The following is a 9,701-nucleotide window of genomic DNA, read 5'->3' as shown; positions in this document are numbered from 1 at the left end:
GCTCCAGATCACCCATGGGCCGCAGCAGGCGCCGCACACTCAGGCGCAGCGAACGGCTGGCCACCAGCTCGCCCACGCCGTCCTGACGGGCGCTGATCGCGGCCCGATCCACCAAGGGAGCCTCGATCCAGCGGCGCAGACAGCGCCCCCCCATGGCGGTCATGGAGCGATCCAGGGCCCACAGCAGGGAGCCCTGCAGGCTGCCCCCCAGCTGGGTGCGGGTCAGCTCCAGGTTGCGGCGGGTCTGGGCGTCGAGCACCAGCTGGTCGCCGGCATGCCAGAGCCGAGGCATGTCCAGGGGCACCAGCCGGCCGGTCTCGGTGCCCTCCAGATAGGCGAGCAGTCCGCCGGCGGCGCGCAGGGCCAGGGGGGCCTCCGCCAGCCCCAGGCCATCGAGGCTGGCCAGGCGGAAGCGGGCCAGCAGCCGTGCCCGCGCCTCCGGTGCCGCGAACGGCGTGCGGGGCTGGCTGGTGAGCAGCAAGCCGTCAGGGCACCAGGTCGGTTCGGGCTCTCCGCTCCAGAGCACTTCGGCGGCGTCCTGCTGCAGCAGCTCCTGGTGCAGCAGATCCGTGCCCTGCCGCTCGGTGAGCCGGAATTCGCCGGTGCTCACATCGGCTACGGCCAGTCCCCAGTGGTTGCCCTCCCGCACCACGGCCGCCAGCCAGTTGTTGCGGCGGGCGCTGAGCATGCCCTCGTCCAGCACCGTGCCCGGTGTGAGCACGCGGGTGATCTCCCGCTTGAGCAGGGCCCCCTTGGCTGGGGTGGTCTCCAGCTGATCGCAGAGGGCGACGCTGAGGCCGCGGCGCACCAGTTCGCTGCAGTGGCGCTCAGCCGCATGGTGGGGCAGGCCCGCCATCGGGACGCGCCCGATCGCCTTGCCGGCCTCCTTGCCGGTGAGGGTGAGCTCCAGCAGGCGCGAGAGGGTGATCGCGTCTTCGAAGAAACACTCGAAGAAATCACCCAGGCGGTAGAGCAGCACCCGCTCGGGATGGGCCGCCTTGAGTTCGACGTAGTGGCGCAGCACCGGCGTCAGCTGGGCCGGATCCACCAGGCTGTGGTGATGCCAGCGGGGCAGGTCGTGATCGGGCAGGTCTTCGGCGTCGGCCGGAGCAGCGGCTGCGGCACAGGATCCGTCAGGGGTTGCTGCGCTGGTGGAGCCAATGGGCTCCGTGTCCAGACCACTGAGCTCGCCTCCGTTGCCGTTGCCGTCACCGGTCGCGAGGTCCAGGCCGCCAGCCGCTCTGGCTGGCCGGCGTCGGCGGGGCCGGGCCGTGGCATCGGCCTCCAGCTGGGCGTCGTCCAGGGGCGCCTCATCACCGCTGCGATTTGCCTCGACTGGGGCCTGATCCGAGCTGGGCAGCGCGGCCGGAGCTGCGGCGAACAGGTCTCCCTGCAGCCCCAGATCGGCCACCAGCGACAGCTGCTGCTCGGCTCCCGCGGCCACGCTGGCAGGACGAACGAGGCTTGATCGTAAGGGGCCTGGTCGGCCCGCTCCCGACAACTTGTGAAGGAACCTGCCAGCTCCGGGTCGGGGGCAGGAATCGTCGTGTGAGAATCCCTAAACTGACCGCCGGCGACCCCCTGCCGCTGCCGGCCATCTCCGTTGCCGCACCCATGCAGATCCTCAACACCCTCACCGTTCTGGCCCTGGTGGTGATGTCGTTCGCGCTGGTGGTGGCGGTGCCCGTGCTCTACGCCAGCAGCGACGACAGCGGCCGCTCCAATCGCATCATCCTGCTGGGCGGCGCCGCCTGGGTGGCCCTGGTGCTGCTCAACTGGGGCATGAGCTATTTCGTGGTCTGAACCCCTTGGCCATTTTTGAAGGTCGCTTCACCGACGTTGCCAGCCTCCGCATCGCTGTTGTGGTGGCGCGGTTCAACGATCTGGTGACCGGTAAGTTGCTCAGCGGCTGCCTGGATTGCCTCTCACGCCACGGCATCGATGTGGGAGAGTCGAGCGCCCAGCTTGACGTGGCCTGGGTCCCCGGCAGTTTTGAGATTCCCCTGGTCGCCCAGCGGCTTGCCGGCAGTGGTCGCTATCAGGTGGTGGTCACCCTCGGGGCGGTGATCCGCGGCGACACCCCCCACTTCGATGTGGTGGTGGCCGAAGTGAGCAAGGGCGTGGCCAGCGTCGCCCGTGACACCGGAGTGCCGGTGATCTTCGGGGTACTCACCACCGACACCCTGCAGCAGGCCCTGGAGCGGGCTGGCATCAAGAGCAACCTGGGCTGGAGCTACGGCCTGCAGGCCCTGGAGATGGGCAGCCTCATGGGGGCATTGGCAGACCCCTGAGCCGCTACATGGCACTGGCCGGGCCTGTTGTGCCGGAGCCCCAGCCGCCATGTCCTTTGTGCTCTGGGACCATTTGGACTTAAGTTCAATTCAGATAAAATCCTGTATTGCACTGGCGAAAGCCCCGCAGACTTCTCTTCCTCTGCGCCTCCCTTGATCTGAGCGCTTGCCTGATCCTGGCAGCATTGCTCGATCAGACACGGAGAACCGATCTCCTGGGACAGCCTCGGTGGCTGATCGCCTTCGCACTTCTGTACCTGCTGTTCGGCTGGCTGTTCGGTACTTATACGGTGCTTCGCTGGCCCTGGTTGCGCCTGCGTCTGGTGATCCTGCGCCTGATGATCACAGCCCTGGCAACCATGCTGGTTGTGGCCCTGATGGATTGGCTCTTCAACCTGCCTGTGGGGCTTTACCTGAGCCACCGAAGCACACAGACGTTCCTGCTCGGTTCCCTCACCGTCTGGGCGCTGCTGGTGAGACTGGGCCTCCGCTGGCTGGGCCGCCACTCACCCCAGCGAGACTGGGGCCTGATGGCGACTCCTCACGAAGCCCCGGCAATCCTGCGGGAGTGGCAACGCACACCCTTTGCGGTCACCCCTCGGGTGCTCACCCCTGCGGGCCATGCCTTCCCCCCGGGCGGTGTAGTCCTTGGCAGCGATCTGCGCTTGGCCCCCGACCAGGAACACCAGCTTCAGGTTCTGGGTGACAACGGTGTCCCGATCACAACAGTGATCGAGCTGGCGGAGCGGGAACTGGAGCGACTGCCCCCCGCCCTTCTGCCTGCCGACTGGTTATCCCAGGCTGACATTCCCTGGTCTGACACCTTCAGTGTGCAACGCCAGCTCAAACGTGTTGCCGATGTGGTGGTAGCGGTCCTTCTGCTGGTGGTCTGCCTGCCTGTGATGTTGTTGGCAGCTCTCCTGATCTGGCTTGAGGATCGAGGGTCAGTGTTCTATGTCCAGGAGCGCAGCGGCTGGATGGGCCATACCTTCCGACTGCTCAAGCTGCGCACCATGACCCGCGCCGATCCGAATGCGCCTGCCAGTTGGACCTTGCCTGGTGACTGTCGCATTACGCGGGTGGGTCAGTTCCTGCGGCGGGTACGACTCGATGAACTGCCCCAGTTGATCAACGTGCTCAAGGGCGATATGAGCCTGATCGGCCCGAGACCAGAGCGCCCGGAGTTCGAAGCTGAGCTGGAAATTCATATTCCCCACTATCGCAAGCGCCATTGGATGCGACCAGGCCTGAGCGGCTGGGCTCAGGTGTGTGCGCCCTATGCCGCAAGCCTGGAGGAAGCCGAACTCAAGCTCAGTTATGACCTTTACTATCTACATAACTGGAGCACAGCTTTAGACCTGCTGATTCTGATCAAGACGATCAAGATCATTCTCAAGGCAGGGGGCCGCTGAGGTGAAGGCACTGGTGTTTGGCTGCACTGGCCAGGATGGCTCACTGCTGTGTCGCTCGCTGCTGCGCCAAGGGGCGACAGTGGTGGGAGTGTCCCGCTCCAGCAATCCCAACCTGGCAACCCATCAGCAGCTTGGAATCACAGGAGACCTGGAGCTGACCACAGCAGATCTCTGCGATTTCCGCGAGATTCTGGAACTGATGACCCGCTATCAGCCAGAGGAAATCTATAACCTGGCAGCCCAGTCGTCGGTTGGACTTTCCTTTCGTCAACCGGTGGACACCTTTAACAGCATCATCAATGGCACGATCAACCTACTGGAGGTTGCACGCTTCGCCGACTTCAATGGACGACTCTATTTTGCCGGCAGCAGTGAGATTTTCGGAAATACGCCGCGACCCGCCGATGTGCGGAGTCCGCGCCAGCCTCTGAGCCCTTATGCCATCGCAAAAGATGCCAGCTTCAATACGGTGCAGGTCTATCGACAAGCCTATGGCCTCGGCTGCGTGACCGGCGTCCTGTTCAACCACGAATCACCCTACCGCTCCTCCACATTCGTAACCCGAAAGATCGTTGACGGGGCATTACGCTGCCGACACGATTCCCGATTTCGCCTACAGCTAGGAGATCTGTCTGTAGCGCGAGACTGGGGCTGGGCCGAAGAATATATCGACGCCATGCAGCTGATCCTTCGCGCCGACTGTCTGGAGGACCAGGTGATCTGTACTGGAAGAATGGAAACTCTGGAGTATTTTGTCGCCCGCGTATTCCGGGAGCTTGACCTCGACTGGCACGATCATGTCGACCTTGTGGAGAGCCTGCGGCGTCCCTCGGAAATCCTCAGCAGTGTCGGAGATCCCGCGCCGATGCTGGAACGCCATGGCTGGCGGGCACGGCTTGATGTGGATGGTGTGATCGCAGCCCTGATCAGCCACGCCTGCCCCTGATCCGGGGGCTGGGACGGTCGGTGGTGGATCCGTAGGCCTCCAGATGGTCCTGCACCAGCCGCTCGGGGGCGAAATGACGACGCAGCCGGGCATAGCGCTCTCCTCCCAGCCGGTGACTCGGCCGCGGCAGAGTCTCCTGCCCGGCCGCGGCCAGCAGCTCGCTCCAGACCCGTGCATTCAGGGCCGGCAGCAGGGTCGCGAAGCTCTGGCCAACCTCCCGGTGCACCTCCAGATCCGAGGCCACCACTGGCGTGTCACAGGCGAGAGCTTCGATCAGCGGAAGGGAGAACCCCTCAGCCAGGGAGGGCACCAGCACGGCTTCGGCGTGGCGGTAGAGCCAGGCCAGCACCGGATCCGTCGCTGCCAGTTGCAGCACCGCATCCTCCAGACCCTGGCCATGGATCCAGCGCCGCTCCTCGGCTCTCCAGGGGCCTCCTCCGGCACAGACCAGCAGGGGCTGATCCCTGCGACCCCGATCGCCGTCGCCGCCATGCAGCAGGCTCAGGGCCCGCAGAAGTGTGAGGCCGTTCTTGTAGGCGTGGCGCTTGCCCACCATCAGCCAGAACCGTCGCCCCTCCAGCGCCTCCACGGGCTGGGGGACCAGCCTGTCGATGGCGGTGGCGAGGTGGATCACCCTGAGGGGCGTCCGCAGGGTCGGCTGGAAGAAAACCAGGTCGTCGGCGCTGGCGGCGCTGATGCTGATGATCAGGTCAGAGACCTCCAGCCACCCCGGCTTGTTGGCATGGGGGGAACGCAGGGCCGGCAGGAAAAAGTGCTCGGGATGGCGCTCCGGCGTCATGTCGAACAGGCTGCTCACCAGGCGTTGGTGGCTCTGCAGCCGATAGGGCCCGCCGCCGTAGAACGTGGCGTGCACCACATCCGCCCGCCGCCAGGGCAGGTGAGCGGACCAGGGCCAGCAGCCCTGGCGCTCCTCCGCCATCAGCACCTCTGCGCCCGCAGCGCGCAGATTCAGGGCCAGTTCTCGGAAGTAGCGGCTGATCCCCCCCCGCCGCTGCCGCCGGAAGATCTGGCCATCGAAGCCGATGCTGACGCTCTGGGAGAAGCGAGAGGGCATGCTTCAGTCTCCGGTATCCCGGGTCACAGCGTGCCCATGGACCCCCTCCCTGCCGCCCCTGTGCCCGTGAAGGCTGCGTCTCCCGAGACCGATGCCGCAGGGTCCGGTTCGGAAGGCGGGCTGCCGCTGGTGACGGTGATCACCCCCTGCCTCGAAGCCGCGAGAACCTTGCCCGAGACGCTCACGAGCGTGGCGCGGGCTCGGCAGATTCTGCGGCAGGCCGGTGAAGACCTGGAGCATCTGGTGATTGATGGCGGCTCCCGTGACGGCACCCAACGGCTGCTGGAGCGGCATGCAGACCGTCATCCCTTCTGCCGCTGGCAGACGGACATCGGCGGCGGCCCCTATGCCGCCATGAATGTGGGCCTGCGGCTGGCGCGTGGCCACTACAGCCATGTGCTCAACGCAGACGATCTCCTGCTGGATCCGGGCGCCTACGCGGCCTTCCTGCTGCAGGCTCGTCGGCGGGAAGCCGCTCTGCTGCTGGCCTCGATCGGTTACTTCCGCCGGCCCGATCGTTGGCTGCGGGCCCGGTGGATGGTGCCATCCCCGCCGCGGGATCCGGCCCTCTGGCATCAGCGGCTGCGCAGCGGGCTGCACTACCCCCATCCCGGCTTTCTGGCCGAAACCACCCTCTACCGGGCCACCGGGTTCGATGAGCGCTATAGCCTCTCCGCCGACTACAAACTGATGCAGACCCTGCTGCTGCGACCCGAGCTGGCGGATCGCGTCCAGATCTGCTCGGACCCGCTGGTGGCGATGGCGGAGGGTGGGGCCACCAGCGGCTGGCGGGCGATCCTGCGGGGCCGGAGGCAGTTGGCCGCGATCAACCGGGAGCTGGGGATTGTAGCGCCGCCCTGGCGGCGCTACTGGGGCAAGCTGCGCCTGCGGCTGGGGCCGCGTCCGGCTCCGATACCCTTGCCCGATTGTCCAGGAGAGGAGGGGTGGCGCCGCTGAACATCGCCTTTGATGTGAGTCAGACGGGCCCGCGCAAGGCCGGTTGCGGGTTCTATGCCGCCGCCCTGATCGACGGCCTGCTGGCCTCGGGTGCACCGCATCGCTACACCCTGCTCACCAGCTTCGGCGATTTCTTTCACGATCCCAGCCAGGCGGCGGCCTTCCCCCATCGCCGTCAGGGTGTGGCCTATGGACCCCGCCTGCCGCGACGCAGCGATGCAGAGGCCTTCTGGCGGGATCGGCAGCGGGTGAACGATCAGCTCGCCGGCTTCGATCTGGTGCACGCCAACAACTTCTGGTGTCCGCCCTGGCGGCTCCGTTCCACCCTGATCTACACGCTCTACGACCTGAGCTTTGCCGAGCATCCCGAGTGGACGACCGAAAAGAATCGGCTCGGTTGCTTCCAGGGTGTGCTGCAGGCCTCCCTGCGGGCGGACTGGCTGGTGGCCATCTCCCATGCGTCGAAGCGTGCATTCCTGCGTCATTTCCCCCACGTGCCGGCGGAGCGGGTGCGGGTGATCCATCCGGCCTCACGCTTCGATCAGCCCGGCTTCGATCTGCAGCCCAGCCAACCGCGAGCCGCACTGTTCCGCAGCGGCCGGCCCTTCCTGCTCTCCACCGGCACGATCGAACCGCGCAAAAACCAGCGCTTCCTGGTGGAGGTGTATCAACGCTTCCGGGAGAGGGGCGGAGCGGCGATTCCGCTGGTGTTTGCCGGTGGCAAGGGCTGGTTGATGGAAGGCTTCGAGAAGGATCTGGCGGCATCGCCCTGGGCCTCGGATATCCACCTGCTCGGCTATGTGAGTGATCGGGAGCTGATCTGGCTCTACCGGAACTGCCTGTTGAACCTCTACCCAAGCCACTACGAGGGCTTTGGTCTGCCCGTGCTGGAGGGGATGGGGCAGGGGGCAGCGGTTCTCAGTTCCTCGACCACCTCACTGCCCGAGATCGTCGCGGATGCCGGCATCCTCCTGGCACCGGATGATCGCGACGGCTGGGTGGAGGCCATCGAGAGTCTCCTGAACCAGCCCCAGAGGCTTGCCGGTCTGGCTGCTGCAGCCCGGGACAGGGCTGCAGCCTTCAACTGGCAGGACAGCACCCGCCAGCTGCTGGAGCTCTACGAGGAGGCCGCGGCAGCCTCGGCGGCCTGACCCTCCAGGGCATGACGTCGACTGGCACGGCGCAGCTCCCGCAGAGCGGAGATCCCGACGCGATGGTTCCAGCGCCACTGACTGCGCATCGTTTCCAGATAGAGGCTGATCTTGAAGCGCAGGGGATGGTCGCTGCGGTCGATCCAGGCCGCCGTGCTGTGGTGCGCGTAGGCGAAGACCCATCGCAGCGGCACCTGGCCGTCGTAGGCCTTGAACATCTCGGCGATCTCCCGATGCACGGCCGGCCGGTCCCTGAGGGTCTTGTTGTCGGCGTAGAGGCGGGAGCCGGCCAGCTTGTCGCTCAGGTAGGCGAAGCGGCAGCCGGCATCGGCAAGCCTGAGCCAGTAGTTGTAGTCCATGCAATACCGCAGACCCGGATCCAGCAGACCCACCGTCTCCACCACGCGCCTGCGGAAGAACAGGGCCGGCTGGCAGATGAAGCAGGTGTGGCGCAACAGTTCCGGATCCCAGAAGGTGGTGGGGTAGGCCTCGAAGGCCCTGTCATTCAGGTCGATGTGATCGGCAGCTCCGTACACCACATCCAGGTCGGGATCGTTGGCGAAGGCGGCAGCCACCCTTGCAAAGGCACCGGGGTAATAGACATCATCCGAGTTGATCCAGGCGATCACATCACCGCCGGCCGCCTGCAGACCCTGGTTCACAGCGTCAGCCTGGCCTCCATCCGGCCGCGACACCCAGCGCACCCCGTCACCTGCGGCCTCCAGCACCTGCAGGGTGTCGTCGGTGCTGCCGCCATCGAACACCAGATGCTCATGGGCGGGATGGCTCTGACTGGCCACGCTGGCCAGGGTGCGGGCCAGAAAGGCCCCCTGGTTGTACGAGGGCGTCACGACACTGATGCGGATCGATGCGCTCATGGAACGGTGCTGCGGAGATGATTCTCGGAGGCGCTCAGCCTCAGGCCACCGGACCGGCGGCATGGGCTTCCTGGAACAGCTCCCAGTACTGCTGAGCCATCACAGCCGGCTGGGCGTAGGCGTCTGCCTGGCTCAGGCCCCGCTCGATCAGCCGGTCTCGCAGGGCGGGATCCTCCGCCAGCTGGCGCAAGGCATCGGCGATCTGCTGGGGATGGCCGGGATGGAAGCGCAGGGCGGCCTCCCCGGCCACTTCCCCCAGGGCGGTGGTGTCGCTGCAGGCCACCGGCAGGCCGCGGGCCATCGCCTCGATCACCGGCAGGCCGAAGCCTTCGTAGAGGGAGGGGAACACCACGGCCAGGGCGTGCTGGTAGAGCCCCTCCAGCTCCGCATCGCTGACGAATCCGGGCAGGAGGACGGCCTCAGCCAGACCGAGCTGCTCTGCCAGCTCGCGCAGGGGCTCGAGCCGGTCGACGCCATCACCGGTGCACACCAGTTTCAGGTCGGCTGGCAGCCCCTGGTGGCGGGCCATGGCGAAGGCACTGAGCAGCAGTTCATGGTTCTTGTGACGCCAGAGATTGGCGGGGTAGAGGAAGAAGCGTCCGGAGGGCAGGGCGCAGGGGGGCTCAGCCATCGGCACGGCCCTGCGGCTGAGGGCCATGCGGTGGGGAATGACCACGATCCGGCCGGGATCGCCCCCCAGCTCGATCGCCTCCTGACGGGAGAACTGGGAGATGGCCGCGATGCGACTGGCCTTCGCCAGCATCTGGCGGAAATGCTCCAGGCGCTCCCGGCGGGCCGCGGCGGGGAAGAAGTCGGGATAGGCCTGCACCTGCAGGTCGTGGAAGGTGGACACCGTGGTGAGGCTGGCCCGGTGCAGCAGCGGTGCTCCAAAGGGGCAGTAGAGCAGCTGCGCTCCCTCGCCCCGGTTCGGTTGCCCGGTCTCCACCGGCGTCCCGGGCCGCGAGGCCAGCCGTCGACGCCAGCGGCGACC

9 protein-coding genes and 1 pseudogene are annotated in these 9,701 nt (G+C 66.5%); 6 read left to right on the top strand and 4 right to left on the bottom strand.

The genetic code is table 11. The features are described from left to right. A pseudogene (locus VB716_RS04385) lies at positions 1–1,444 on the bottom strand (DNA mismatch repair protein MutS); the annotation flags it as partial. Positions 1,445–1,614: 170 nt separating this feature from the next. Between VB716_RS04385 and psbZ the strand changes: the two are divergent. The 4 genes from psbZ (at position 1,615) to VB716_RS04365 (ending at position 4,649) form a co-directional block, all read left to right on the top strand. Then, positions 1,615–1,803 carry a photosystem II reaction center protein PsbZ gene (psbZ, locus tag VB716_RS04380; RefSeq protein WP_197158954.1) on the top strand — a complete coding sequence of 63 codons (189 nt, stop codon included), beginning with the start codon at positions 1,615–1,617 and terminating at the stop codon, positions 1,801–1,803. 5 nt (positions 1,804–1,808) lie between these two features. After that, positions 1,809–2,291, top strand: a complete 483-nt coding sequence (ribH, locus tag VB716_RS04375; RefSeq protein WP_197157525.1) for a 6,7-dimethyl-8-ribityllumazine synthase — start codon at positions 1,809–1,811, stop codon at positions 2,289–2,291. A 107-nt stretch (positions 2,292–2,398) separates the two neighbouring features. Next, entirely contained in the window at positions 2,399–3,703 is a 1,305-nt protein-coding gene (locus VB716_RS04370; protein ID WP_323269829.1) for a sugar transferase, read from the top strand. Position 3,704: 1 nt separating this feature from the next. Next, positions 3,705–4,649, top strand: coding sequence for a GDP-mannose 4,6-dehydratase (locus VB716_RS04365; RefSeq protein WP_323269828.1), 945 nt, complete (start codon positions 3,705–3,707; stop codon positions 4,647–4,649). Here the strand turns inward: VB716_RS04365 and VB716_RS04360 are convergent. Continuing rightward, a complete protein-coding gene (locus VB716_RS04360) occupies positions 4,630–5,724 on the bottom strand; it encodes a glycosyltransferase (RefSeq protein WP_323269827.1) in 1,095 nt (364 codons plus the stop codon). The genes VB716_RS04365 and VB716_RS04360 overlap by 20 nt on opposite strands. A gap of 36 nt (positions 5,725–5,760) precedes the next feature. On the opposite strand from VB716_RS04360, the gene VB716_RS04355 reads away from it, so the two are divergent. Both VB716_RS04355 and VB716_RS04350 read left to right on the top strand, forming a co-directional pair. Continuing rightward, positions 5,761–6,681 (top strand): glycosyltransferase, encoded by a 921-nt coding sequence (locus VB716_RS04355; protein WP_323247129.1) that lies wholly within the window; start codon positions 5,761–5,763, stop codon positions 6,679–6,681. Further along, positions 6,669–7,832: a glycosyltransferase family 4 protein gene (locus tag VB716_RS04350; RefSeq protein ID WP_197157534.1), complete on the top strand. Its 1,164-nt coding sequence runs from the start codon at positions 6,669–6,671 to the stop codon at positions 7,830–7,832. The genes VB716_RS04355 and VB716_RS04350 overlap by 13 nt, the downstream gene beginning before the upstream one ends. Here the strand turns inward: VB716_RS04350 and VB716_RS04345 are convergent. Together VB716_RS04345 and VB716_RS04340 are read right to left on the bottom strand one after the other, a co-directional pair. After that, entirely contained in the window at positions 7,799–8,710 is a 912-nt protein-coding gene (locus tag VB716_RS04345; protein ID WP_197157536.1) for a glycosyltransferase family 2 protein, read from the bottom strand. The genes VB716_RS04350 and VB716_RS04345 overlap by 34 nt on opposite strands. Before the next feature lie 40 nt (positions 8,711–8,750). After that, positions 8,751–9,701 (bottom strand): glycosyltransferase family 1 protein (locus VB716_RS04340; protein ID WP_323269825.1); only part of this gene is annotated, 951 nt, incomplete at its 5' end.

The organism is Synechococcus sp. CCY9201 (assembly GCF_034931105.1).
Taxonomy (GTDB): Bacteria; Cyanobacteriota; Cyanobacteriia; order PCC-6307; family Cyanobiaceae; genus CBW1002.
Note: the sequence above shows the minus strand (reverse complement) of the source record. Positions and strands in the feature narration are given on the sequence as shown.